This is a genomic window from Arthrobacter sp. B055-34 (assembly GCF_059090425.1).
The window spans coordinates 136,824-160,227 of sequence record NZ_JBNHFQ010000007.1 but is presented as its reverse complement, the minus strand read 5'-3'; the positions used below and the strand labels follow the sequence as shown (position 1 = coordinate 160,227).

Genomic DNA, 23,404 nt, shown 5'->3' with positions numbered 1-23,404 from the left:
GCAACCTGCGGGTTGTCCGTGTCGGCTGGGCAGGAATGCGCAGTTGGTCCAGGTCAGCCGGTGAGTTGCGTGAATTCCCGTGTCAACCTAGAATTTAAGGCTGTTGCTGAGCCGGTCCCTTCGGGGATCAGCGGTAGGCAGCGCCTGGACTTCACCGTCTTCCCCGCGGCGAGGCACTTCGGCTGGATCTCACCCCGCCTGGTTCACCTCCGGAAAGTCGCAGTAATAACGGTGTCAAAACTGGTGACGGGCGCTCTTACACGCAGATTCAGAGGCAGCTACACCGCTGTATCTGTGCAGGTCCGTCAATATTTACTAAAACTTGGAGGAGAGATCATGGCAGCTCATTGCCAGGTGACCGGAGCCGTACCCGGCTTTGGCCACAGCATTTCGCACTCGCACCGCCGCAACAAGCGCCGGTTCGATCCGAATATTCAGAAGAAGCGCTACTGGGTTCCGTCCCTGCGCCGTAACGTCACGCTGCAGCTTTCTGCCCGCGGCATCAAGACCATCGACGTCCGCGGTATTGACGCTGTCGTCGGCGAACTGATCGCGAAGGGTGTGAAGCTCTAGTGGCAAAGGACAAGGACGTACGTCCCATCATCAAGCTGAAGTCCACCGCGGGCACCGGCTTCACTTACGTCACGCGTAAGAACCGTCGTAACGACCCGGACCGTCTGGTCCTGAAGAAGTACGACCCGAAGATCCGCAAGCACGTCGAATTCCGAGAGGAGCGCTAAGACATGGCAAAGAAGTCCAAGATTGCTCGCAACGAGCAGCGCAAGGTCATCGTCGAGCGCTACGCCGAAAAGCGCCTCGAACTGAAGAAGACCCTGGTTGACGAAAACGCAACCGACGAGGCACGCGAAGCAGCCCGCCTGGGCCTGCAGAAGCTGCCCCGCAACGCTTCTCCGGTCCGCCTGCGCAACCGCGACCAGATCGACGGTCGTCCCCGCGGCACCCTCCAGAAGTTCGGCATCTCCCGTGTTCGCTTCCGCAACATGGCGCATGCCGGCGAACTGCCGGGCATCAAGAAGTCCAGCTGGTAAAAACCGGCAGGCAATAGCCTCATGAAAAAGGCGGCGGTCTTCGGACCGCCGCCTTTTTCGCGCATTCCGCCCCGTTTCGACGGGCGATTATCGGGCTGAACGGGGTAAACGTACCCAAAACTGGCAGATTCCCCACAATTTCGGGGAAAAAACGCCAGATCACGCGGAATTTGCCGGAACTTGGCGGCGTAACTGGTAAGTTTTCGGACAGAAGCTTTTCACGACCGTGCAAGGCTCTAATAACCGAAGTAGTCCAGGAGGACATAAATTGGCTATCAACCGTAGTGAACTGGTCGCAGCAGTAGCAGAGAAGGCTGGCACCAGCCAGACTGCAGTGAACGGCGTTCTGGACGCTGTCTTCGACATTTTCGCGACTTCCGTTGCCAAGGGTGAGAAGATCACCATCCCCGGTTGGCTCGCAGTTGAGCGCACCGACCGTGCAGCCCGCACCGGCCGCAACCCGCAGACCGGCGAAACCATCCAGATCGCCGCAGGCCACAGCGTCAAGCTGACCGCGGGTTCCAAGCTGAAGGCTGCTGTCTCCAACAAGAAGTAGACCAACAGACTTCTTGCAAGGCCGCTGCCGGTTCCCGGCGGCGGCCTTGTCATTTAAATCCAAGGACCGGAGGGTAGGGTGCTGCTGCGCGCAGATTGGCCGAAATTCTACTGGGGGTAGAGAATGGATACCGTGTCAGCACCATCAGCAAAGCAGTCTTCCCAGCAGCCAACCGCCGGGGATCCGCTGCGTCCTGCCGCGATTACGGCCGAGGGCATCGGCAAGCTGTGGCTCCTGGCTGCAGCCGCCGTCGTCGTTCTTGCCCTCGTGGCCGCACTGATCTACTCCGGGGCCGCAGCTACCCGCCAGCTCTCGGACCCCGGAGCGCTTACGCGCTGGGGACTGCCTGCGGCGAAAGCGGTCCACAACCTCGCACTGGCGGCCGTGATCGGCTCCCTGGTGTTCGCCGTGGCCATCGTGCCCAAGCGCCTGCACCGCTCGCGAAAACCCGATCAGCAGGACGACAGTCCCGAGCACCCCGCGTTCACCCGTGTGCTGGCCCTTGCCGCCGGAGCGGCGATTGTGTGGACGCTGGCCGCCGTCGCTGTCCTGGTGCTGTCCTTCTCCGATATTTCCGGGCTGCCGCTGAGCGGCGACGCCGGGTATACTTCCGCCCTGGTCGGCTACATGACGGACATCGCCACCGGGCAGGCCTGGCTCGCCATTACGATCGTCGCCGCGATCGTGGCCACCCTGATCTTCGGCGTCCGCTCGCTGACCGCGCTGGCATTTACGCTGGTGCTGGCCACCGTGGGCGGCCTCCTGCCCATGGCACTGACCGGCCACTCCGCCGGCGGCGACGACCACTACGGTGCGGTCAACTCCATCGGCCTGCACCTGCTGGGAGTCTGCCTCTGGGTGGGCGGGCTGATTGCCCTCGCCTTCCTGTCCGGCACCCTTGGCTCCAAGGACATCACCAAGCACGTGCTCAAACGCTATTCGGCGCTGGCACTGATCAGTTTCTTCCTGGTCTTCTTTTCCGGCCTGATTAACGCGGGCATCCGCATCACGTCGCTGGACCAGATCGCCAGCGAGTACGGGGCCCTCGTGGTCTTCAAGACGCTGGCAACGCTGCTGCTGGGTGCCATCGGCTTTATGCACCGGCAGTGGATCGTGCCCCAGTTGGGTACCAAATCAGCGGCCCGCGTGCTGTGGCAGCTGATCGCCGTCGAACTGCTGATCATGGGCGCCATCTCCGGCGTGGCCGTCGCGCTGGCCCGGACCGCGCCGCCGACCCCGGAGGAACTGCCGCCGGACGCTTCGCCGGCCCGCATCCTGACCGGCTACGACCTTCCGCCCGAACTCACCGGCTCCGCGTGGATCACCACCTGGCGCTGGGACTGGCTCTGGGTGGCGTTCACCTTGATTGTGGGCATTGCCTACCTGATCGGCGTGATGCGGGTCCGCCGGCGTGGGGACTCCTGGCCGATTGCGCGCGCGGCCAGCTGGATTGTGGGACTGCTGGCGCTGACCTACGTTACCTCCGGTGCGCCGGCGGTCTATGGCATGGTGCTGTTCAGCGCCCACATGCTGGACCACATGGCGCTGACCATGGTGGTGCCGCTGTTCCTGGTGCTGGGCGCGCCCGTGACGCTGGCGCTCAAGGCCCTGCCACCGCGGCAGGACGGCAGCCGGGGGCCGCGCGAATGGATTCTGTGGCTGGTCCACTCGACCTTCTCCAAGGTCATCACGCATCCGCTCTTTGCCGCCGCCAACTTCGCCGGCTCGATCATCATCTTCTACTACTCGCCGGCCTTCGGCTTCGCCCTGCACGAGCATGTGGGGCACGAGCTGATGAACGTCCACTTCCTGCTCACCGGCTACCTTTTCGTGCTTTCGATGATCGGCCAGGACCCGGTGCCGTACCGCGCGCCGTTCCCGCTGCGGCTGGTCCTGCTCTTCGCGACCATGGCCTTCCACGCGTTCTTCGGCGTTGCGCTGACAAGCTCGACATCGCTGCTGCAGGCCTCGTGGTTCGGCAGCATGGGCCGGGACTGGGGACTTTCGGCCATGGATGACCAGCGCCTCGGCGGCGCCATCATGTGGGGAGTCGGCGAAATACCGACGCTCTGCGTGGCCATTGGCGTGGCCCTGATGTGGTCACGAACGGACGCACGGGAAACAAAGCGTAAAGATCGGGCGGCTGACAGGAATAAGGATGCGGAGCTGGCCGCTTATAACGATATGTTTGCCAGACTGGCACAGCGGGACGAGCAGGTAACACGTACCCCGTCCCAGGCCCCCACAGATTCCAGCCGGAACCAAGGAGATACCGCATGACAGAGGCAGCCGAGACGTCCATCCGCACCAATTACCGCGTGCGGGCGTCCGAACTGGTGGGCCGCAACTGGCTCAACACCGGCGGCAAGCAACTGGGACTGGAGGATCTGCGCGGCAAGATTGTGCTGCTCGACTTTTGGACCTTCTGCTGCATCAACTGCCTGCACGTGCTGGATGAACTGCGGCCGCTGGAGGAGAAGTACCGGGACGTGCTGGTCACGGTGGGCGTGCACTCGCCCAAGTTTGAACACGAGGCGGATCCGGTGGCGCTGGCCGCCGCCGTCGAACGCTACGAGATCCACCACCCGGTGCTGGACGACCCCGAGCTGGACACCTGGCAGGCCTACGCCGCCCGCGCCTGGCCCACCCTGGTGGTCGTCGACCCGGAAGGCTACATTGTGGCCCATCTGTCCGGCGAAGGCCATGCCGGCGGGCTCGAGTCGCTGGTCGAAGAACTGATCGCCGAACATGAGGCCAAGGGCACCCTGCACCGCGGCGACGGCCCGTACGTACCGGCCGAAACTACGGCCGGCGCCTTGCGCTTCCCGGGCAAGCTGGTTCCCCTGCCGGACGGTGTTGGCTCAGCGGGCGAAACCTTCCTGGTTTCGGACACCGGACACCACCGGCTGGTGGAACTGGCGGCGGACCTGGAGACCGTGCTCAATGTCTACGGTTCGGGGGAGAAGGGCTGGCAGGACGGCTCCGCAGATGCCGCGCGCTTCAACGAGCCCCAAGGCTTGGCGCTGCTTCCCGAAGACGTACGCACAAAGGCCGGGTACGACGTCGTTATCGCCGACTCTGTAAACCACCGCTTGCGGGGACTCACGCTGGCGACCGGCGCCGTGGTCACCATTGCCGGCAACGGTGTCCAGCGCCTGCTGGATGCCGAGAACCAGCGCGCCGCCGCGTCCCTGGCCGAGGCAGGCCCGGGCTCCGTGGCGGACGAGGCTGCCTCGGGCGAAGACCTCGGTGAGGAGCTCGCGGAGGCGCTGGCCACAGCTTCCTCCTCGCTGGGGGATGACCCGCTGGCCGTCTCGCTCAGTTCGCCCTGGGACGTGTTGTGGTCCACCGCGCTGAACAAGGTCGTGGTAGCCATGGCCGGAGTGCACCAGATCTTCTCCTTTGATCCGGCCAACGGGCAGGTGGCCGTGCTGGCCGGCACCGGATTGGAAGGCTTGCAGGACGGCGAAGCCACTGCCGCCTGGTTCGCCCAGTCCTCCGGGCTGGCCCAGGACGCCAACGGCAGCATCTGGATCGCCGACTCCGAGACCTCCGCCCTGCGCGTCATCTCCTTCCCGGAGGTCAAGGGCAGCGAGCGGGTACAGGTGCAGACCGCCATCGGTACCGGCCTGTTCGACTTCGGTTTCCGGGACGGCGACGCCGACGAGGCACGGCTGCAGCATCCGCTGGGCGTGACCGTGCTTCCGGACGGTTCCGTCGCCGTGGCGGACACCTACAACGGCGCGGTTCGGCGCTACGACCCCGCCACCAAGACCGTGTCCACGCTGGCGCGAGGGTTCGCCGAACCCTCCGACGTGCTGATGGATACCTCCGCGGTGGCGGACGGGGGCGAGCCGCTGCTGATCGTGGTTGAAGCCAACAAGCACCAGCTGGTCCGGATTCCTCTTCCCAAGGAGGCGCTGACCGTGGACGAGGGTGCCTCGCAGACGCAGCGCCCGAAGACCGAGGTCTCGGCGGGTCCGCTGGCGCTGACCGTGCGGTTTGCCGCCCCCAAGGGCCAGAAGCTCGATGACCGCTGGGGCGATCCCACCCAGCTGAAGATCTCCTCCTCGCCGGAGAACCTGCTGGTGTCCGGCGGCGGCACCTCCGTAGGCCTGGTCCGCGAACTGGTGCTGGCCGAGGACGTTCCCGAAGGCGTCCTGCACATCACTGCCCGCGCCGCGGCTTGCGACGGCGAGCCCGGGGGCGAAATTCCCGACCATGCGGCCTGCCACCTGTACCAGCAGGACTGGGGCATCCCGGTAGTGCTGGGCAGCGGCAGCGGCGAGCTGACGCTGGACCTGCGCGGACTGGACTAAAGAGAACCCGAGCGGCGCGCGGGGACTGCCTACGGCGGTACCCGGGCGCCGTCGTCGTTAGCAGGTTGCAGCAGTCAGATGGTCCCACGCTGGCCTGCGCATTGGGGCGGGGCCGGCTGCGGTTAGCGGCTCAGTACTCCACAACGGGGGTGAGCGTGACGTTACCGTCATTGACGGCGAGGCTGCCGGTGAAGGTGAAGTCCTGCTCCAGCTCGCGGGGGACGGCCTGGCCGGTGAAGAGATCGATCTCCACCACATTGAGCTTCGCGGTCCCGGTCAACGGCTTCATGATCCAGGTGCCGTTGCTCGGCTCGATCGTCACCTCGGGGTAGTCCACGATGTCCCAGTTGATGCTGTCGTCCTGGACACGGTTCATGGCCTGGCTGAAGGGGCAGCCGGCCGGCTGCAGCACCTTCTGCTCGGCGCAGCCGTCAAGGAAGCCGCGGACCTGCGCCGTGACTTCTTCCACCAGTTTGGGGGTCGCCTGCGTGGACAGGGACAGCCGGGCCTCGGCTGCCTCTGCCGGTTCGGTCACCACGGATTCCACGGCGGGAGCGGCAAAGAACTGGCTGGTGTAGTGCGCCTCGAAGGTGCCGGGTACAAAGACCGAGAACTCGCCTTTGCCTTCCGGCAGGGCAACGCGGGTGCCGTTGAGCGAGGCCTCGTCCTCGTTGACCACGCTGATGTCGAGCGTGGGCAGCGTGGTGGGCACAAAGGCCCACTGGTTGAAGAACAGCCAGCTGGTTCCGGACTTCTCCAGCTCGAAGGACGTGCTGTGCTCGGTTCCGTCGATCGTGTAATGGACGGGCAGTTCCACCCGGTTGCTGTCGATCTCCACGGGATCGCCAATCTCGAGATTCTCCAGCTCGGCAACGGACTGCTTGAGGGCCGGGCCGTCCAGCAAAGCCGCGTTGGCATCCGGAACGGTGGCGTTCAGCAGCCCCAAGGCCTTGGACCCGTCGCCGTCCCGCAGGGCGTCGATGTACGCGCGGACCTGATGCTGAGGACTGTAGACGTTGGCGTTAACCAGCACCACGGTCAGCACGGCGGCGGCAATGGCAAGCATTAAACAGAGCAGCCATGCAGCCACCGTCTTGAGCACCGTCGAATTTCCCACGCTCTTACGTTACCTGTTGCCGGGGCAGGAACCTTGACCGCTGTTAGCTACGTTACGCCCCGTCAAGGCGAGGCAACTACCAACGACGACGGCGGCGCCGCGTGCCGAAGAGCCCGCGGACCAGTTCGCGTCCCAGAACCGTAGCCGCCTGGACGGCCACGTCCTTGATCAGATCCGCGGTATCGTCCTTCTTGCCCGGCTTCCCGGACTGTCCCGGGTTCTGCCGTTCCGGGGTGCTGCGTTCAGGAGTTTGCCGCTCCGGGCTATGCTGCTTCCCACTGCGCCACTCAGGGGCAGACTGCTCCGGTCCGGCCTGGCGGGATTCGCGCTGCGCAGGCTGCCGCTGCTGTCCCGCTCCGGGCATGGGCCGCAGGTCCGGCAGCGGGACCTGTGTTCTGGTTGCCGTGCGGCTGGACGGCCGGCCGAGGATGGCCTCCTCAATCCGCCGCGCCTCGGCATCGATATCGGCCTGCGTCCGCGGGACGGAGGCGCCGGTAGTATCGGTGCGCGTGCCGCCGTTAGTGCCAGAGCCATCGTCGCCGATTCCCCCGGCTTTGGTGCCGGTGGCCATTCCGGAGCTGTCGGGTCCGCCGTCGTGGGTAGGAGCAGGAATTCCGCTGAGCTTTTCGAAGGCGGAGTGGCTGTCCACGGCCGGCGCGTAGACGGGCAGCAGCGGCGATTCCTGCACGATCCGCTCCACTATGGCGGCAGGGGAGGGGCCGATGGTGGATTCGGGCGCACAGATCCTGGTCCAGGCGACGGGCGACGGAGCGCCTCGCTCGGTCATCACCGTGACCACGGCCTCCCCGGTGCCGGCATTGGTCAGCACTTCCTCCAGGTCGTAGGCGCTGGTCGGGAACGTGGACACCGTCGCCCTGAGGGCTTTAGCGTCGTCGGGCGTAAACGCGCGCAGGGCATGTTGGATCCGGTTTGCCAGCTGACCGAGCACCTCGGACGGCACATCCTTGGGCGTCTGGGTAACGAAGAAGATGCCTACCCCCTTGGACCGGATCAGCCGGACGGTGGTCATGATGGATTCGAGGAACGCGTCCGAGGCATTGCGGAAGAGCAGGTGCGCCTCGTCAAGGAAGAACACGAGCTTGGGCTTCTCGACGTCGCCGACCTCGGGCAGCTCAGCGAAGAGGTCCGCGATCAGCCACATCAGGAACGTGGAGAAAAGCGCGGGTCGCGCCAGCAGGGTCGGCAGTTCCAGGCAGGAGATGACGCCGCGGCCGTCCTCGGCGAGCCGGAGGAACTCCGCGGTGTCGAACTCGGTTTCGCCGAAGAACTTGTCCATGCCCTGCGCTTCGAGCGTGACGAGTTCGCGCAGGATGACGCCGGCGGTGGACCTGGACAGGCCGCCCAGAGACTCCAGGGCGTCCTTGCCCTTGTCCGAGGTGAGGAACGAGATCACGGCCCGCAGATCCGCCAGATTGTAGAGTTCCAGGTCGTTCTTGTCCGCATAGTAGAAGACCAGCTGGAGGCTGGACTCCTGCGTTTCGTTCAGGCCCATCACCCGGGCCAGCAGCAGCGGCCCGAAATCGGAAATCCTGGCCCGCACGGGCACGCCCTTGCCATCGCCGCCCAGGGAGAAGTACTCCACCGGAAAGGCCTTGGCGCTCCAGTCCTGGCCGACGCTTTGCGTGCGCTGACGCAGCCTGTCGCTGCCGGCGGCCGGAGTGGAGAGCCCGGTCAGGTCCCCTTTGATATCGGCGAGGAAGACCGGAACGCCGTGGGCGGACAGCTGCTCGGCCATGACCTGCAGGGTGACGGTCTTGCCGGTTCCCGTGGCGCCCGAGACCAGCCCATGCCGGTTCATCATCGCGATCGGCAGCCGCACAGGCGCGTCCGGATGGATTTCGCCGTCGAGCATTGCGGCGCCCAAATGCACGGCCGGGCCGTCGGAGGAGTAGCCCTTGCGGATCTTGTCCAGATGTCCGTCAGCGGGAGTCATCACCATGAACGCCAGCCTACACAGCCTGCGCCGGTAGGCGGCATGCCGCTGCAGACCCATGACACCCTCGGCCGGTCAGGCCAGCAGCGCCGCCAGTCCCATCATCGCCGGCACTGCAACGATCGTGGTCAGCAGGACGGTGTCTTTGGCAATGACGATGCCGCGCTCATAACGCTGTGCCGTAACAAAGACGTTCTGGGCGGTGGGCAAAGCGGCAAGCACGACGGCGGAAAACAGCAGGTGCCCCTCCATTCCCAACGCGAAACGCGCGACTAGATACGCGATGGCCGGTTGCAGCACCAGCTTGAAAGCCGATCCGAGCACCACGTCGACCCTCCGCCCGCCGCCGGCCTGCAGGGGTTTGGATCCGTTGAGGGAAATGCCGAAGGCGATCAGCATCGCCGGCACCGCCGCTCCGCCGATCAGCCGGATGGGTTCCATGACCAGTTCGGGCGGCTGCCAACCGGTGACCGCAAGCAGCAGGCCTATCCCGGTGCCGATAATCATCGGGTTGCGGACAATCTGGAACAGGAAGCTGAAGACAGTGGTCCGGTGCCGGCTGGTATTCGAATCCAGCAGCATCAGGAAAACCGGCGAGAAGAACGCCAGCTGGAAGATCAGGACCGGCGCCACCAGGGTGGCATCGCCGAGCACGTAGGCGGCAACGGGCAGGCCAAGATTGGCCGAATTGACCAGCGAGGAAGACATGGAGCCGATCAGCGCATCGGAGAGGTCCCGTTTCAGCCATAGCCTGGCGAACAGCAGGAACACGATGGCCGTGACGACGGCGCTGACCGCTGCGACGATCAGCGTGTCGGAAAAAATGACTGCCAGATCGGCGCGGCTCAGGGTCTCCAGCAGCAGGCAGGGGCTGGCCACAAAGAAGGCCAGCCGGCTCAGCGCGCGGCTGCCTTCGGGGCCGAGCACGTTGGCACGCCCGACCGCGAAGCCGGTCAGGATCACCACCCAGACAACGGAAAAGCCGGCGATGACCCCCAGCACGGCGGCGGTTCCGCGCCCTTACTTAATGGCGAACGGCGGGCGCATCAGGCCTTCGGTAAGAGCCTCGGCCGGATCCGTACCCAGCTCGAGGATCTTGTTGGAGGCATCGACATGGACCACGGTGGGCACATAAGCCTCGGCTTCTTCGGTGGTCATGTCCGCGTAGGTGATGAGGATGACCGTATCGCCCTCATGCACCAGGTGCGCGGCGGGGCCGTTGATGCCCATGACCCCGGAGCCGCGTTCGCCAGCAATGGTATAGGTCTCCAGCCGGGCGCCGTTGGTGACGTCCACAATGGAAACCAGCTCGCCCGGGAGGATGTCCGCGGCATCGAGCAGGTCGAGGTCAACGGTGACGGAGCCGACATAGTGCAGATCGGCATGCGTGACCGTGGCGCGGTGGATCTTGGACTTAAACATTTTGCGGTTCATCGCCTTTAAGTTTACCGGTAGCGGGGCGAAAACCTACGTTGCGTTGCGGCCGGTCCGGCACACCGGCCCCACTTGCTGGCCTGCGTCCGGGGCCCGGACTAGGGTAGACGCAACAGGAGCACAAGCCTGCCGTAGCCAAGCGGCGATGGTGGCCATCGAAGCAGGAGGCCCGCAAGATGAGCGAAGACAAGGCCCGGGACAAGAACGACGACGGCACTCACCGGGGGAGCGAAAACCCCCTGTGGCAGGAGCAAGTAGCGGAATCCGGACGGCCGCCCGTGAACGAGGCGGACACGGCCGAGCACACCACCGTGTTGAATACCACCGGTGAAAGTGACCGGACCGCTGCCGGGGCCGCCGGAACCGAAAGCACGGACACCAGGCCGATTGACCGGTCAGCCGCACCGGCGGCCGGCTCCGGCACTTCCGGGACAACAGGTAGCAACGACACGACCGTCCTTGGTGCCTCCGGCAGCTCAGGCAGCTCCGGCAGCAACGACACGACCGTCCTGAATACCTCCGGCGCGGCCGCAGCCGCTCCGACTCGCCGGCGCATCAGCGCAGAACGGGCTTATCCCGGTGACCAAGCCGGCGTCGATGAACAGGCCGGCGATGAATACCCGGCGCGGGATACCGACGCCTACCGGCCGGTGACGCCGCTGGACCGCGAGGCCGTGTTCGTGCGGCAGCGCGACGCGTTCGGCGGAGTGAAGCTGGGCTCCGCGTTCTTCGGGTGGCTCAGTGCCAGCGGCATGATCGTCCTGCTGCTGTCCATTGCCACAGGTGTTGCCGTAGCCTTTGGCTTCTCTGCCCTCAACGATGTCCAGAATCCGGAGGCGATTGCCTCCGGTGGTGGGGCCGCGGGTATCCCCGCCGCCATCGTCCTGGGCGTCATTCTGCTGCTGTCCTATTTCGCCGGTGGTTACGTCGCCGGACGGATGGCACGCTTTGACGGGGTCCGCCAGGGACTGGCGGTATGGCTCTGGGGAATCGTGATGGCCGTTGTGGCCAGCGTTGTCGGCCTGGCAACCGGCGGCATGGATCTGATCAATTCGGCTACCGGAAATTCTGCCGTGTCGGCAGCGCTTCAGGATCTGACGGTTCCGGGGCTGATCGCCTTGGGCGTCGTGCTGGTGCTGACGCTGGGTGGAGCTTTGCTGGGCGGGATGGCAGGAATGCGCTTCCACCGCCGGGTGGACCGGGCCGGCTTCGGTCCCGACAAGGAGTACTGAGCAGTCCGGTCGCGCCGGGGCCATAACCGGAGCCCCGGCCGCGATTCCGGCCATGCCCAAAGGGGCAGACAGGGGAAATTGGAGCGGGCGACGGGAATCGAACCCGCGTATCAAGCTTGGGAAGCTAGCGCTCTACCATTGAGCTACGCCCGCACGGGGACCGTCCAACAAACTGGACAATGATCCCGGTTGAAACAACGAGGATCAGCTTACCCCAGCCTTGGCCAACTGCGGAACTGCGACATGCAGGCGGCGCAGCGGCTTAGGACGCCTGTTGCTTTGTCGCCGCGTCCCGCTCCCGGGCGTCCGCGATTTCCTCGGCTCGCGCAGCGTTTGCTTCATCGGTCAGCGCGGCTCCTGCCGCAGCGTCCCGGGTCAGGTTTTCGCCGGTTCCCGGATCGAACAGGTGGATCTTGCGGGTGTCCAGCCACAGCTCGGCCGGACGGCCACCGCGGATCCGGCTGGCAGCGTCGAGGGTGACCACGATCTGCGGCCTGAGCTCATCGGCGTCCATCTCGCGGGCGAGGTTGTCCAGGAGGTCCCGGACCTCGGGATCAGGATCGAACTTGATGTAGCCGTACTGTTCGTTGCCCAGCCACTCGGTGTGCGTCAGCTCCGCGGTGAAGGTGGAGCCTTGCTGGCGCTTGCTTTCGTCCACCATGCTGGCATCTTCGAAGTATTCCGGGCGGATGCCCACCAGGACCACGCGCTTGCCCTCTGCTACCCGGACTTTCTCCTCCGAGACCTCGATGTCCCCAACCGGAGTCTTGAGCTTGTTGCCTTCCAGCGTCGCGGGCAGGAAATTCATCGACGGCGAGCCGATGAAGCCGGCGACAAACAGGTTGACCGGCTGCTCGTACAGCTCGCGCGGCGAGGCGATCTGCTGCAGTTCGCCCTTCTTCAGCACGGCAACCCGGTCGCCCAAGGTCATGGCTTCGGTCTGGTCGTGGGTGACGTAGACGGAGGTAACCCCGAGCCGGCGCTGCATCTGGGAGATTTCGGAACGCATCTGGCCGCGGAGTTTCGCGTCCAGGTTGGAGAGCGGCTCATCGAACAGGAAGGCATCGGCCTGCCGCACGATGGCCCGGCCCATGGCCACCCGTTGCCGCTGCCCGCCGGAGAGGTTTCCCGGCTTGCGCTGCAGATGGTCCGTCAGCTCCAGTGTCTTGGCGGCCTCGGTCACCAGCCGCTGGACTTCGGCCTCGCTGTGCCGTCCCTTGGCGAGCCGGAGCGGAAAGGCGATGTTTTCGAACACCGTCAGGTGCGGGTACAGGGCATAGTTCTGGAACACCATGGCCAGATTGCGGTCGCGCGGCGCCTTCTCGTTCACGCGCTTGCCATCGATCAGCAGGTCCCCGGAGGTAATGTCCTCCAGACCCACAATCATCCTGAGCAGGGTGGACTTGCCGCAGCCGGAAGGGCCAACGAGGATGATGAATTCCCCGTCCGCTATATCGATGCTGACGTCGTTTACGGCAGGGAAGCCGTCCCCGTACTGCTTGACGAGGTTGTTCAAAGTAATCGAGGCCATGTCGAATCCTTTTCTATGCGCAGCGGGTCAGCCTTTGACGGCGCCCTGGGTTAGGCCTGAGACAATCTGGCGCTGGAACAGCAGCACCAGCAGGACAATCGGAATGGTCACAATAATGGCCGCCGCCGAGATGGCTCCGGTAGGTTCCTCGAACTGGGAGGCGCCGGTGAAGAAGGCCAGCGCCGCCGGTACCGGCCGGGCGGCCTCCGTCGAGGTCAGGGAGATGCCGTAAACGAAATCGTTCCAGGCGATGAAAAAGGCGATGATCGCCGTCGTAAATACACCCGGGGCGGCCAGCGGGACGATCGCCTTGCGGAACGCCTGCCACGTGGTGGCGCCGTCGACTTGGGCAGCCTGCTCCAGCTCCCACGGAATCTGCCGGAAGAATGCCGCCAGTGTCCAGATGGAGATCGGCAGCGTCAGCGACAGGTAGGGGATGATCAGTCCGGGCCAGGTGTCATAGAGGCCGATGGTCCGCCAGAGGTTGAACAGCGGGGTCACGATCGAGATGACCGGAAAGATGGAGACTGCCAGCGCGGTGGTGAGGATCATCTTCTTGCCGGGGAAGTCCAGGCGGGCAATCGCATAGGCACACAAGGTGGCCAGGACGACGGCGATGAAGGTGGCGATGAGGGCAATGCCGATCGAGTTGCGCAGCGAACTGAGGAACAGGCCCTGGGCTTCGCCGACCAGAATCTGTTCGTAGTTGACCGTGCTCCATTCGGTGGGCAGGAACTTGCCCGTGGTCAGGTCGCTGGGCTGCTTGAAGGAGGTCGCGAGGATGGAAGCCACCGGGAACAGCGCGTACAGCAGCACGAGCACGGAAATGACCGCCCACGTCACCTTTTCCTTGGTCGATGAATTCTTCATTACTTACTCCCTCGTGCGCCGGCAAGGTCGACCTTGAACAGCTTGATGGCTATGAAGCAGATCAGCAGAACGCAGATAAACAGCAGGACGGAGACGGCCGAACCCATGCCGATCTCCAGTCGGCTGATGGACGTGCGGTAGGCGAGCAGGGACAGTACTTCGGTGCCGAACGCGCCGTTGGTCATGATGAACACGTTGTCGAAAATGCGGAAGGCATCCAGTGCCCGGAAGAGCACCGCGACCATGATGGCCGCCTTCATGTTCGGCAGGATCACCCGGCTCATCCGTTCCCACCAGGTGGCGCCGTCGACCTCTGCTGCCTCCGTCAGCTCATCCGGGACCTGGGCCAGGCCGGCCAGCAGCAGCAGCGAAATGAAGGGCGTGGTCTTCCAGATCTCCGAGGCCATGATGACGAAGAGCGAGGTCCAGGTGCCGGCGAACCAGTTCAGGTCCGGATCGATGCCGGGCACCCAGTCGAACCAGTTGTTGATGTAGCCGGAGTTGATGTCGAAGGCGTAGAACCAGGCGAAGGCGGAGACCACCGTGATGATGCCGTAGGGCACCAGGATTGCGGTGCGCAGCAGTCCGCGGACGGACTTGAGCGCTTTGTGCATGACCAGCGCCAGCGCGAACCCCAGGATCAGCTCGACGATGACGGTGATGACCGTAATCAGGAGCGTCACGCCCAGATCCCGCCACCAGACGAAATCGGTCAGGATGACGCCATAGTTGCCCAGGCCGATGAACTCCCGCTCCGACGGCGCGGTCAGGCGGTAGTTGAAGAGCGAGTCATAGCCTGCCTGGACGATGGGATAGGCCGTCACGGCCAGCATGACGACGAACGCCGGACCGGCCAGCAGCCAGCCCAGCCGCCGCTCGCCCTTGGCCCGTTCGCTGTAGGGCTGGGCTGCACGCTTGGCAGCTTTGGTACCCGGGCTGCTTGATTTGACCGTGGTACTCACAGCAGGCTCTCCCCTCGGAGTACTGCAAGGATGAATTCGGTAGTCTGCTCCGGAGTGGTTGCCGGAACGACGGATCTGGGCGGTGCCCAGTTCTGCTGCAGGCCGATGGAGACCTCGTTGTAGTAGGGGGTCTGCGGCCGCGGGGCGGAGAGTTCAAGGGATTCCCGGATGGTGTCAGCCATGGGGAAGGCCTCTTCGATCCTCGGATCTTCGTAGGCTTCGGTGTTCGACGGCGGGTTCCCGTTGGTGATGAAATACTCGGCCTGGTTTTCGGGGGAGACGATGCACTCGATGGCTTGGTAGGCCAGGTCTGGGTGGTCGCTCGCCGCGCCGACGCCGAGGTTGATGCCGCCCAGCGGAGGTGCGGCCGGTTCGTTTGCGTTTACCCTGGGATACAGCGTCCAGCCGATGTCTTCGATCAGTTCCGGATCCAGAGAACCTGCCTCAACAGCACTGTTGGTGGCCGGCCAGACGAACGGCCAGTTCACCATGAACGAGCCGTTGTCGCCTTGGAACAGGATCATCGAGAAGTTCTCGTCCTGGGTGGCCAGGCCGGGGCCGCCGAGCCCTTCGTCGCCGATGGTCGAAACGATTTCCGCGGCTTCCGTGCCGGCCTCGGAGACCAGGCCGAGTTCGATTTCCGCGGCGGGTGCCTCCGGGTTTTGGATGATTTGCCCGCCGCCGGACTCGATCAGCGCGTTGACCCAGACGGTCATCGACTCCCCGCGCTGGCCCTGGACGCCCAGGAACTTATCCTGGCTGGCCGCGGCATCCATGATCTGCTGCCACGTTACGGGCTGGCTCATGTCCAGTCCGGCTGCTTCTGCCACCGACTTGCGGTACCACAGCAGCTGGGTGTTGGCCCAGAAGGGGACAGTGACCAGTTCGTCCTTCCACTGCGCACCGGCCAAGGCCCCCTCCACCACGTTTTCCGTGGTCCGCTGGGCCACATCATCTGGCACCGGTGCCAAGAAGCCCGGCTCGGCCAGTTCGGGGATGAACGGCGGATCCAGGCTCATGATGTCAAGGGAAGAGTCTCCGGCGGCGAGGCGGCGGGCCAGCTGCTCGCGCTGGGCGGCCGCGTCGTTGGGGAGCAGTGAAGTTTCTATCCGGTAGGCGCCGCCGGAATCGGCGGTACATCTTTCGGCGATAGCGGCTTGGCCGCCGTCGTCGGGGTTGATGTACCAGGTCAGCGTCGGCACGCTTTCCGCTTCGCTGCAGCCGCTTAAAAGCATGGCGCCCAGAGCCATTGTTAGTCCGGCCAGGGCGCGTGGTTTCTTGCGGTTCCGGGGCTCAAACCTCTCGTGCTGTGGCATCGGTACTGCGCCTCCACATCCTTGTAGACGCTCAGACTGAATCCTCGGTGGAAGAGACGGTCCTAAGCAACCTTTCGATCTGACCATAAGCCCCAAAGTGGGGGTTACGCTACAAAGGGGCGACAAATTGGAGCGAAATGGTGCACGATCGAGACATGATGCTTACCGCGGATGATCTGCGTGCCGTCGCCGATGACGTTCTGGACCACCTGGCCGCGCTGCCGGACCCTGCTTGGGAGCAGCCTGCGCACGAACTTGAGTGGAACTGCCGCGACACCGCGGCGCACTTAATGGACGATTTCGGGTTCTATGCCATGCAGCTGGCGGGGCGAAGCCCGCCGCAGGACGATTATGTGGTGCTGCAGGACCCGCCTCCATGGCGGCAAGGCTCACCGGAGATCCTGTTCTGGCCGGATCCGGCCACCGGGACGGCCGGCATCATCAGTTGCCTCGACGCTACCGCGGGATTGTTGTGTGCCGTGGTTGCGGTAGCGCCGCCGGACAAACGCGGCTATCACCCGGCCGGTATCTCGGACGCTTCGGGCTTTGCCGCCATGGGGATCACCGAAGCGGCCCTGCACGCCTACGACATTCTGGCTGCCCACGGCATTGGTTATGAGGCCGACGGCGGGACCATCACCAGGGTGCTCGACCGGCTGTTTCCTGACGCTGCCAGGACCAGCGAGCCGTGGCAGGACCTGCTGCGGGCCAGCGGACGGACCGCGGAAACCCGGGGCCGGGCATGGCGCTGGGATTCCTCCGTACGCTGAGTCAGCTCGCCGGCTCTGCTTCGGGTTGTCGGGATATCCGGCGGACGGCAGGCTCGGCAAAGCGGGTGGCGATCGGCCCGGTCACCGCCATGAGCATCACATAGGCCGTCACTACCGCTGCCAGTTCGGCGACTATGGCGCCCGAGGCCACCGCGAGGCCGGCGATGACGATGGAAAATTCCCCCCGGGCAATCAGTGCAGAGCCTGCCCGAAGCCGTCCCCAGCGGCCGATTCCCGCCTGACGCGCTGCCCACCAGCCGGTAGCCATTTTGGTGCCCGCAGTCACCACCCCCAATACGATGGTCCAGACCAGCACCGGCGGGATGGAGGCCGGATCGGTGTTGAGTCCAAACACCACGAAGAACATGGCCGCAAAGATATCGCGCAGCGGTGCCAGGACCCGGACGGCGCTTTCAGCCGTTGCACCCGATATCGCGATGCCCAGCAGGAAGGCTCCGACGGCGGCCGAAACCTGCATGGCCGAGGCCAGGCCGGCTACCAGCAGCGCGACGCCGATCAGTTTGAGCAGGAAGGTTTCTTGTTCCGGACTGTGGATCCAGGCGGTGATCCGCTGGCCGTACCGGATGGCCAGGAACAGGACTGCGCTCACCGCCAGCAGCGCTGCGCCAACGGCCTGCAGTCCGCCCAGGAACGAAGCCCCGGCAAGGACCGTCGTGAGCACCGGCAAATAGGCGGCCATGGCGAGATCTTCCAGGACCAGGATGGAGAGCACCACCGGTGTTTCCCGGTTTCCCAGACGGCCCAGGTCCGTGAGGACTTTGGCCGCGATGCCCGACGACGATATATAGGTCACGCCGCCGAGTACCAGTGCTCCGATCCCGCCCCAGCCGAGGATGAGCGCCAGCAGAGCACCGGGGAGGAAATTCAGCAGCAGGTCCACCACTCCGGCCTGCCAGGACTGCCGCAGGCCTGTCGCGAGTTCACGGGCGGTATATTCGAGCCCCAGCATAAGCAGGAGCAGGACCACTCCGATTTCGCTGGCGATGTGGCTGAATTCGCTGATGCTGCCGAATTCGATCAACCCGCCGTTGCCGAAAGCCAGTCCGCCCAGCAGATACAACGGAACCGGCGACATGCCGATCCGGGCGGCAAGACGACCGAGGATGCCCAGCCCAAGAAACACCAGGCCGAGCTCGATCAGGACAAGAGTCGTGCCGCCCACGCCCGGCTATCCCCCGTGCAGGATCTTGGCGGCAGCATCGAGTCCATCAGGAGTGCCCACCACAATGAGCAGGTCTCCGGGCTTCATGGTGTCGTTCGGTGCGGGGGAAGGCATCACCTGGCCTTCGCGAACAATGGCGACCACGGACGCGCCACTGCGGGTCCGGATCCTGGCCTCGCCCAGGGCATGCCCGGAGAAAGGCGACCCTTCGGTCACCGGGAACTGCCGCGTACTCACGCCGGGCAGTTCGCTGTGTTCTTCGGATAGCTGGGCCACCAGCGTAGGGCCGCCGAGCAGCCCGCCCAAGGTAGCGGCCTCCTCCACACTCATCGGAACTGAGGCGAGGCAGGCGTCGGGATCGTCCAGGCGCGAGATGATCAACTCGGTCTCGCCGTCGCGATGGATGACTATGCCAACACGCCTGCCGTTGTCCAGCACGATCTCCCGGCGGAGGCCGATTCCCGGCAACGGCGTTTCTTCCACGTCCATGGCACAACTGTAGACCTCCCAGCCCCTGCCCTGAGTGCACTGGCCGTAGGCTGGTAGGTAACCAAAACCAATACAACGGAGTGCCATGACGGTGGACAAGAACACCCGGAAATTTGAAACCGGAATCGAGACCGATTTCTCCGACAAGATGAGTTACGGCTCTTACCTGCAGCTGGACGATCTGCTCTCCGCCCAGCGGCCGGTGAGCCGGCCGGAACACCACGACGAGCTTCTCTTTATCATCCAGCACCAGACCTCGGAGCTGTGGCTCAAGCTCGTCCTGCACGAGCTAGGCGCCGTGCGGGAAAAACTGCAGGCCGATGACCTGCGGTTTGCGATGAAGGGCATTGCCCGGATCAAACACATCCAGCGCTCGCTGACGGAACAATGGTCCGTGCTAGCCACCCTCACGCCATCCGAGTACGCGGAATTCCGTGGCCAGCTGGGTTCGTCCTCGGGCTTCCAGTCCTACCAGTACCGGGCGGTTGAGTTCCTGCTGGGCAACAAGAACCGCAGCATGCTCGACGTGTTCTCGTCTGATCCGAGCGCCCAGGCCCTGCTTGGGGACCTGCTGGGGAAGACCAGTATCTACGACGAGTTCCTGGGGTTCCTGTCCCGCCGGGGCTACGCGGTACCGCGGGAACTGCTGGAACGGGACGTTAGCGAAGCCCACGTGTTCAATCTTGAACTGGTGCAGACCTTTAAATACGTGTACGAGAATGCCCACGAGAACTGGGACGTTTACGAGGCATGTGAAGAACTTGTGGACCTTGAAGACAATTTCCAGCTCTGGCGTTTCCGCCACCTGAAGACGGTGGAACGCACCATCGGCATGAAACGCGGCACCGGCGGTTCATCCGGCGTCGGTTTCCTGCAAAAGGCCCTGGAACTGACGTTCTTCCCGGAGCTCTACGCCGTCCGCACCGAGATCGGCCAGCCGTAGCCCAGCCCGCGCGCGGCCGGAGAAGGGCTGCCGGCGGTCACCGTTCGTCTCGACCACCGGCAGCGTTTGGGGGAGCTCTACCGGAAAACGTTGTAAGAGGTGAAGCCTGTCCCCTCCTGGGTACGTAAGCCGAAGCGGCCCTTGCTGTAGGGGTAATACTTCAATGTTCCGTCCGTGAACTTCCCGATGAAGCCAGCGGATCCCGACACGGTGTAGCCGTAGAGCGGGGTCACGGTCGAGACCTTGTGCCAGCCGCTTTTGCCAACCAGTTTGCGGTTTGAGGTGCTGATGCTGCCGGAGCCGTTTCCCGGGTAGAAGTAGAGCTCGCCGGTGTTCCGGATGGCTATCAGATCCTGCTTGCCGTCCTGGTTCCAGTCCAGCATCGTGGGACGGTAACGTCCCCAGCCGCTGCTGATTGTCCTGCCGGCGGACAGGTAGGCCGCGGAGCCGTTGCGGTAGTAGAGCAGGGCGCCGTCCGACCAACGCTTGGCCACAACGCCCGGGTAGGTGTCTGCATCGGTCCAGCGTCCAACAGTGAGATCGTACTTGGCGAAGCCGCGGCCGATCTCGCGGGGTGCCTGGAAGCCGCCGCCGGACCGGCCGAAGTTCACCAGCAGCCGGCCGTCCTTCATCTGGAGCAGCAGGTCGATGGTCCCGTCCTGGTTCCAGTCGACCGACGTGCCGGTCTTGACGCCGCCGTAGGCATAGTCGATTTTCACCCGGAGGTGCATCCTGCCGCCGCTGCCCGGGTAACGCCAGAGGTCACCGGCGGAATCGGCCGCCATCACGTCCGCGTAGCTGCGGATACTCGGCTTGCCCAGCACGTAGTAGTGCTCCATGGTTGGGATCTTCTTGGTCCGCATTTCGGTGGCCAAAGTGACTCCGACATAGCGCAGATGCCAAGGCTCATAGGTGTAGCCGGTGGTGGCTTCGTGGCCCTTCGGGTAGCGGATGATGAATCCGTATTTGTACGCGTTGGCGGCCACCCACTTGCCCGCGGCGGTATCGCCGAAACATGCTTCCAGTCCGCAGGATCCGCTGGCCAAGCCAATGTCCACTGCCAGTCCCGTCTGGTGTTCGCTATAGCCGGGGCGGGCGGAAATCCGGTCCGCGTAGGTCTTGCCGTAGATTCTCACGTAGTAGTTGTAGAGGTCACGCTGTTCAGCATAGGAACGGTAGGCACTGACGACGGCGATCGCATGGCCTGCGCTGTCGGCGCCGGCAAAAAGGCTGGTGAGCTTGGTGCTGACATCCGGCCGCATCCGGTAGCCAGTACTCTTCCACCGCGCCAGCTTCGGGGTGTACTTGAGGGGGCTCAACGGGTGGGCCTTGTTGACCAGAACCTTGATGTTGGCCGGGTCCCGGACAGGTTCGGCGGCTGAGGCGGGAGCGGCCGTCACGAGCGTGAAAAGCAGTGCCGCGGCGGTGGCCATGACGACCAGCAGCGCGAGCCGTGGGCGTTGCGAAGTGCTTCCGGTTTCCATGATTCCCCTGTCAATGAACTGGCGCCCAGCGCGGCCGTACCCTCTATGTTTCCACTGCGCCGCCTCGGGGAACAGAGGAGCGGCCGGTGGATCCGCCGTCGGGAATTGAAGGCTGCTGCGGGCCATGCGTTATTTTTAGATGGTGCTGATCTCAGACCGCGATATCCGAGCCGAACTCGATGCCGAGCGTATTGTCCTGGACCCGTTTCTGCCTGAAATGATCCAGCCCTCCAGCGTGGACGTGCGGATTGACCGGTTCTTCCGGCTGTTCGACAACCACAAATATGCGCACATCGACCCGCAGTTGGAGCAGCCGGATCTGACGCGCCTTGTTGAGGTGGACCCCGATGAGCCGTTCATTTTGCACCCCGGCGAGTTCGTGCTGGGATCCACTTATGAAACGGTCACCCTGCCGGAGGACATCGCCGCCCGGCTGGAAGGCAAATCGTCGCTGGGCCGGCTGGGCCTGCTCACACACTCCACGGCGGGCTTCATCGATCCGGGTTTCTCCGGCCACGTGACGCTGGAGCTGTCCAACATGGCCACGTTGCCGATCAAGCTCTGGCCGGGCTCGAAGATCGGCCAGCTGTGCTTCTTCCGCCTGACCTCACCGGCCGAACACGCCTATGGGTCGGGCCAGTACGGTAACCGGTACCAGGGCCAGCGGGGCCCGACGGCTTCGCGCAGCTACCTCAACTTCCACCGCACCACCATAGAGCGCTAGTCAGGCCGACGGCGTTTGGGCCGTCGGGACCTCGCGCGGCTCCTTGACCGGCAGAAGTGCCAGCAGGCCCGCCAGCAGCACGATGAGGATGCCCAGGATGCCGAAGCGCTGGGACCCGAAGATGGTGATGCTCAGGCCGAAGAGCGTGGGTGCCAGGAAACTGACGGCCCGGCCGGTGGTCGCGTACAGACCGAAGAACTCTCCCTCCTCGCCTCTGGGCGCCAGCCGTGCCAGATAGGCGCGGCTGGAGGACTGGGCGGGGCCGACAAAGAGGCACAGCATCAGCCCGAAGATCCAGAAAGTGGTATCTCCGGTTAGAGCTGCGCCGAAGATGCTGTACGTGTTGGCACCGAGCACAAGGACAGCAGCGCCGGCGACGATCAGTCCGACCAGGGAACCGACGATGATCTTCTTCGGTCCAATCCGGTCATCGAGGATCCCGCCGACAACTGCGCCAAGGGCGGCGACGACGTTCCCCGCGATGGCAAAGAAGATGACTTCGGTCAGGGTGAAGCCAAAGGTGCCGGCGGCAATCACACCGCCGAAGGTGAAGACGGCTGCCAGCCCGTCCCGGAAGATCGCGCTGGCCAGCAGGAAAAAGATGGTGTGCGGACTGGTCCGGTAGATGGCCTTGATCCGGCGGAACAACAGACCGTAGGAGGCGAAGAAGCCCAGCCGGGCGGCCTTGGGCTGGCGGGGAATTTCCGGCACGGTAAAAAGCACCGGCAGCGCAAAGATCAGGAACCAGACGGCCGAGAACACCGCGACCAGCCGGATGTTCAGCCCGTTTTCGGCGGTGGCTCCGAACCAGCCGGTCTCGGGGAGGACGAAGCCCATCAGCACCAGCGCCAGGGCCACGATGCCGCCGACATAGCCCATGGCCCAGCCGAAGCCACTGACCTTGCCGACGGTGGACGGCGTGGAGATCTGCCCGAGCATCGCGTAGTAGTTGACGTTGGCGAACTCGAAGAAAATGTTGGCCAGCGCGATCAGCGCGACGCCGACGAAGAGGAACCCGGGGGAGGGGTAGACGAAGAAGCACAGCGCCGTCAGTGCTACGACGGCCATGGTGTTGACGCCCAGCCAGTACCTCCGCCGTCCGCCGGAGTCCGAGCGCTGGCCGGTGATCGGGGCCAGGAGCGCGATGGCAACGCCGGACACGGCCAGGCCGTACCCGAGGATCTGCGAGGCATAGTCTTCGCCGCCGAAGGGGTCGCTCACCAGATAGACCGTGAAGACGAACGTCGTCATGACCGCGTTGATGGCGGCGGAGCCCCAGTCCCAAGAGGCCCACGCGAGCACGTGCTTCTTGTTGATTCTCTCTTCCATGGGAACGCCGGCGTTCGCGGATGGTGCTGGCTTTCCTGACCAGTGGCTCATAACCGAATGCTAGCTTCTTCGCCCTTCGTGAACAGCTTAAGCCGCTGACCAGTGGATGAATCCGCCGTAAATCAACGAATGGAAGGGCGTT

22 protein-coding genes and 1 tRNA gene are annotated in these 23,404 nt (G+C 64.4%); 10 read left to right on the top strand and 13 right to left on the bottom strand.

What is annotated here, in order from left to right; translation table 11 throughout:
• The first annotated feature begins 336 nt into the window (after positions 1 to 336).
• From rpmB to AC5RWO_RS14675, 6 genes are all read left to right on the top strand, one after another.
• Positions 337 to 573: a 50S ribosomal protein L28 gene (gene rpmB / locus AC5RWO_RS14700; RefSeq protein ID WP_074701032.1), complete on the top strand. Its 237-nt coding sequence runs from the start codon at positions 337 to 339 to the stop codon at positions 571 to 573.
• On the top strand, positions 573 to 740 hold the full coding sequence (rpmG, locus tag AC5RWO_RS14695; RefSeq protein ID WP_005266311.1) for a 50S ribosomal protein L33: 168 nt from the start codon (positions 573 to 575) through the stop codon (positions 738 to 740). The genes rpmB and rpmG overlap by 1 nt, the downstream gene beginning before the upstream one ends.
• Positions 741 to 743: 3 nt before the next feature.
• Complete coding sequence (rpsN, locus tag AC5RWO_RS14690; RefSeq protein ID WP_074701033.1) at positions 744 to 1,049, top strand: 30S ribosomal protein S14; 306 nt, start codon at positions 744 to 746, stop codon at positions 1,047 to 1,049.
• 268 nt (positions 1,050 to 1,317) lie between these two features.
• A complete protein-coding gene (locus tag AC5RWO_RS14685) occupies positions 1,318 to 1,605 on the top strand; it encodes an HU family DNA-binding protein (protein WP_074701034.1) in 288 nt (95 codons plus the stop codon).
• A gap of 123 nt (positions 1,606 to 1,728) precedes the next feature.
• A complete protein-coding gene (locus AC5RWO_RS14680) occupies positions 1,729 to 3,885 on the top strand; it encodes a bifunctional copper resistance protein CopD/cytochrome c oxidase assembly protein (protein ID WP_498732165.1) in 2,157 nt (718 codons plus the stop codon).
• Positions 3,882 to 5,924, top strand: a complete 2,043-nt coding sequence (locus AC5RWO_RS14675; RefSeq protein WP_498732164.1) for an NHL domain-containing thioredoxin family protein — start codon at positions 3,882 to 3,884, stop codon at positions 5,922 to 5,924. Before AC5RWO_RS14680 ends, AC5RWO_RS14675 begins: the two co-directional genes overlap by 4 nt.
• Before the next feature lie 130 nt (positions 5,925 to 6,054).
• Here the strand turns inward: AC5RWO_RS14675 and AC5RWO_RS14670 are convergent, their stop codons facing one another.
• The 4 genes from AC5RWO_RS14670 to panD form a co-directional block, all read right to left on the bottom strand.
• Entirely contained in the window at positions 6,055 to 7,041 is a 987-nt protein-coding gene (locus AC5RWO_RS14670; protein ID WP_498732162.1) for a zinc ribbon domain-containing protein, read from the bottom strand.
• 76 nt (positions 7,042 to 7,117) lie between these two features.
• A complete protein-coding gene (locus tag AC5RWO_RS14665; protein ID WP_498732335.1) occupies positions 7,118 to 9,001 on the bottom strand; it encodes a helicase HerA-like domain-containing protein in 1,884 nt (627 codons plus the stop codon).
• A gap of 69 nt (positions 9,002 to 9,070) precedes the next feature.
• The gene (locus tag AC5RWO_RS14660; protein WP_498732161.1) at positions 9,071 to 9,997 is read right to left on the bottom strand and encodes an AEC family transporter; all 927 of its coding nucleotides are present in this window, start codon (positions 9,995 to 9,997) and stop codon (positions 9,071 to 9,073) included.
• Positions 9,998 to 10,015: 18 nt separating this feature from the next.
• Positions 10,016 to 10,429 carry an aspartate 1-decarboxylase gene (gene panD / locus AC5RWO_RS14655; protein ID WP_498732160.1) on the bottom strand — a complete coding sequence of 138 codons (414 nt, stop codon included), beginning with the start codon at positions 10,427 to 10,429 and terminating at the stop codon, positions 10,016 to 10,018.
• A 176-nt stretch (positions 10,430 to 10,605) separates the two neighbouring features.
• Between panD and AC5RWO_RS14650 the strand changes: the two genes are divergently transcribed.
• Complete coding sequence (locus AC5RWO_RS14650) at positions 10,606 to 11,661, top strand: YrzE family protein (protein ID WP_498732159.1); 1,056 nt, start codon at positions 10,606 to 10,608, stop codon at positions 11,659 to 11,661.
• 79 nt (positions 11,662 to 11,740) lie between these two features.
• Here the strand turns inward: AC5RWO_RS14650 and AC5RWO_RS14645 are convergent.
• The 5 genes from AC5RWO_RS14645 to AC5RWO_RS14625 form a co-directional block, all read right to left on the bottom strand.
• Positions 11,741 to 11,814 (bottom strand) — tRNA-Gly (locus AC5RWO_RS14645).
• Between the two features lie 109 nt (positions 11,815 to 11,923).
• Entirely contained in the window at positions 11,924 to 13,192 is a 1,269-nt protein-coding gene (locus AC5RWO_RS14640) for an ABC transporter ATP-binding protein (RefSeq protein WP_169995670.1), read from the bottom strand.
• Positions 13,193 to 13,219: 27 nt separating this feature from the next.
• Positions 13,220 to 14,062 carry a carbohydrate ABC transporter permease gene (locus tag AC5RWO_RS14635; RefSeq protein ID WP_074701040.1) on the bottom strand — a complete coding sequence of 281 codons (843 nt, stop codon included), beginning with the start codon at positions 14,060 to 14,062 and terminating at the stop codon, positions 13,220 to 13,222.
• Positions 14,062 to 15,024: a carbohydrate ABC transporter permease gene (locus tag AC5RWO_RS14630; protein WP_498732156.1), complete on the bottom strand. Its 963-nt coding sequence runs from the start codon at positions 15,022 to 15,024 to the stop codon at positions 14,062 to 14,064. The genes AC5RWO_RS14635 and AC5RWO_RS14630 overlap by 1 nt, the downstream gene beginning before the upstream one ends.
• Positions 15,021 to 16,340: a sugar ABC transporter substrate-binding protein gene (locus AC5RWO_RS14625; protein ID WP_498732155.1), complete on the bottom strand. Its 1,320-nt coding sequence runs from the start codon at positions 16,338 to 16,340 to the stop codon at positions 15,021 to 15,023. The genes AC5RWO_RS14630 and AC5RWO_RS14625 overlap by 4 nt, the downstream gene beginning before the upstream one ends.
• A gap of 137 nt (positions 16,341 to 16,477) precedes the next feature.
• Here AC5RWO_RS14625 and AC5RWO_RS14620 point away from each other — a divergent pair, with 137 nt between their 5' ends.
• On the top strand, positions 16,478 to 17,110 hold the full coding sequence (locus AC5RWO_RS14620) for a DinB family protein (protein ID WP_498732153.1): 633 nt from the start codon (positions 16,478 to 16,480) through the stop codon (positions 17,108 to 17,110).
• Position 17,111: 1 nt separating this feature from the next.
• On the opposite strand, the gene AC5RWO_RS14615 is transcribed toward AC5RWO_RS14620, so the two are convergent.
• Entirely contained in the window at positions 17,112 to 18,293 is a 1,182-nt protein-coding gene (locus tag AC5RWO_RS14615; protein ID WP_498732152.1) for a cation:proton antiporter, read from the bottom strand.
• 6 nt (positions 18,294 to 18,299) lie between these two features.
• A complete protein-coding gene (locus AC5RWO_RS14610) occupies positions 18,300 to 18,782 on the bottom strand; it encodes a cation:proton antiporter regulatory subunit (RefSeq protein ID WP_498732150.1) in 483 nt (160 codons plus the stop codon).
• 85 nt (positions 18,783 to 18,867) lie between these two features.
• Between AC5RWO_RS14610 and AC5RWO_RS14605 the strand changes: the two genes are divergently transcribed.
• Positions 18,868 to 19,725, top strand: a complete 858-nt coding sequence (locus AC5RWO_RS14605) for a tryptophan 2,3-dioxygenase (RefSeq protein WP_498732148.1) — start codon at positions 18,868 to 18,870, stop codon at positions 19,723 to 19,725.
• 77 nt (positions 19,726 to 19,802) lie between these two features.
• Here the strand turns inward: AC5RWO_RS14605 and AC5RWO_RS14600 are convergent, their stop codons facing one another.
• Positions 19,803 to 21,209, bottom strand: a complete 1,407-nt coding sequence (locus AC5RWO_RS14600) for a M15 family metallopeptidase (RefSeq protein ID WP_498732146.1) — start codon at positions 21,207 to 21,209, stop codon at positions 19,803 to 19,805.
• A gap of 142 nt (positions 21,210 to 21,351) precedes the next feature.
• Here AC5RWO_RS14600 and dcd point away from each other — a divergent pair, with 142 nt between their 5' ends.
• Entirely contained in the window at positions 21,352 to 21,933 is a 582-nt protein-coding gene (gene dcd / locus AC5RWO_RS14595; protein WP_498634585.1) for a dCTP deaminase, read from the top strand.
• Here dcd and AC5RWO_RS14590 read toward each other — a convergent pair whose 3' ends face one another.
• A complete protein-coding gene (locus AC5RWO_RS14590; protein ID WP_498732334.1) occupies positions 21,934 to 23,262 on the bottom strand; it encodes an MFS transporter in 1,329 nt (442 codons plus the stop codon).
• Positions 23,263 to 23,404: the final 142 nt, after the last annotated feature.

What these genes read in the sequence shown, in the direction of transcription:
- rpsN (WP_074701033.1), top strand. Translation starts at nt 744, where the DNA reads ATGGCAAAGAAGTCCAAGATTGCTCGCAACGAGCAGCGCAAGGTCATC.
- AC5RWO_RS14650 (WP_498732159.1), top strand. Translation starts at nt 10,606, where the DNA reads ATGAGCGAAGACAAGGCCCGGGACAAGAACGACGACGGCACTCACCGG.
- AC5RWO_RS14675 (WP_498732164.1), top strand. Translation starts at nt 3,882, where the DNA reads ATGACAGAGGCAGCCGAGACGTCCATCCGCACCAATTACCGCGTGCGG.
- AC5RWO_RS14680 (WP_498732165.1), top strand. Translation starts at nt 1,729, where the DNA reads ATGGATACCGTGTCAGCACCATCAGCAAAGCAGTCTTCCCAGCAGCCA.
- rpmB (WP_074701032.1), top strand. Translation starts at nt 337, where the DNA reads ATGGCAGCTCATTGCCAGGTGACCGGAGCCGTACCCGGCTTTGGCCAC.
- AC5RWO_RS14625 (WP_498732155.1), bottom strand. Translation starts at nt 16,340, where the DNA reads ATGCCACAGCACGAGAGGTTTGAGCCCCGGAACCGCAAGAAACCACGC.
- AC5RWO_RS14610 (WP_498732150.1), bottom strand. Translation starts at nt 18,782, where the DNA reads ATGGACGTGGAAGAAACGCCGTTGCCGGGAATCGGCCTCCGCCGGGAG.
- AC5RWO_RS14620 (WP_498732153.1), top strand. Translation starts at nt 16,478, where the DNA reads ATGGTGCACGATCGAGACATGATGCTTACCGCGGATGATCTGCGTGCC.
- AC5RWO_RS14635 (WP_074701040.1), bottom strand. Translation starts at nt 14,062, where the DNA reads ATGAAGAATTCATCGACCAAGGAAAAGGTGACGTGGGCGGTCATTTCC.
- AC5RWO_RS14605 (WP_498732148.1), top strand. Translation starts at nt 18,868, where the DNA reads ATGACGGTGGACAAGAACACCCGGAAATTTGAAACCGGAATCGAGACC.
- AC5RWO_RS14600 (WP_498732146.1), bottom strand. Translation starts at nt 21,209, where the DNA reads ATGGAAACCGGAAGCACTTCGCAACGCCCACGGCTCGCGCTGCTGGTC.
- AC5RWO_RS14640 (WP_169995670.1), bottom strand. Translation starts at nt 13,192, where the DNA reads ATGGCCTCGATTACTTTGAACAACCTCGTCAAGCAGTACGGGGACGGC.
- AC5RWO_RS14590 (WP_498732334.1), bottom strand. Translation starts at nt 23,262, where the DNA reads ATGGAAGAGAGAATCAACAAGAAGCACGTGCTCGCGTGGGCCTCTTGG.
- AC5RWO_RS14665 (WP_498732335.1), bottom strand. Translation starts at nt 9,001, where the DNA reads ATGGTGATGACTCCCGCTGACGGACATCTGGACAAGATCCGCAAGGGC.
- panD (WP_498732160.1), bottom strand. Translation starts at nt 10,429, where the DNA reads ATGAACCGCAAAATGTTTAAGTCCAAGATCCACCGCGCCACGGTCACG.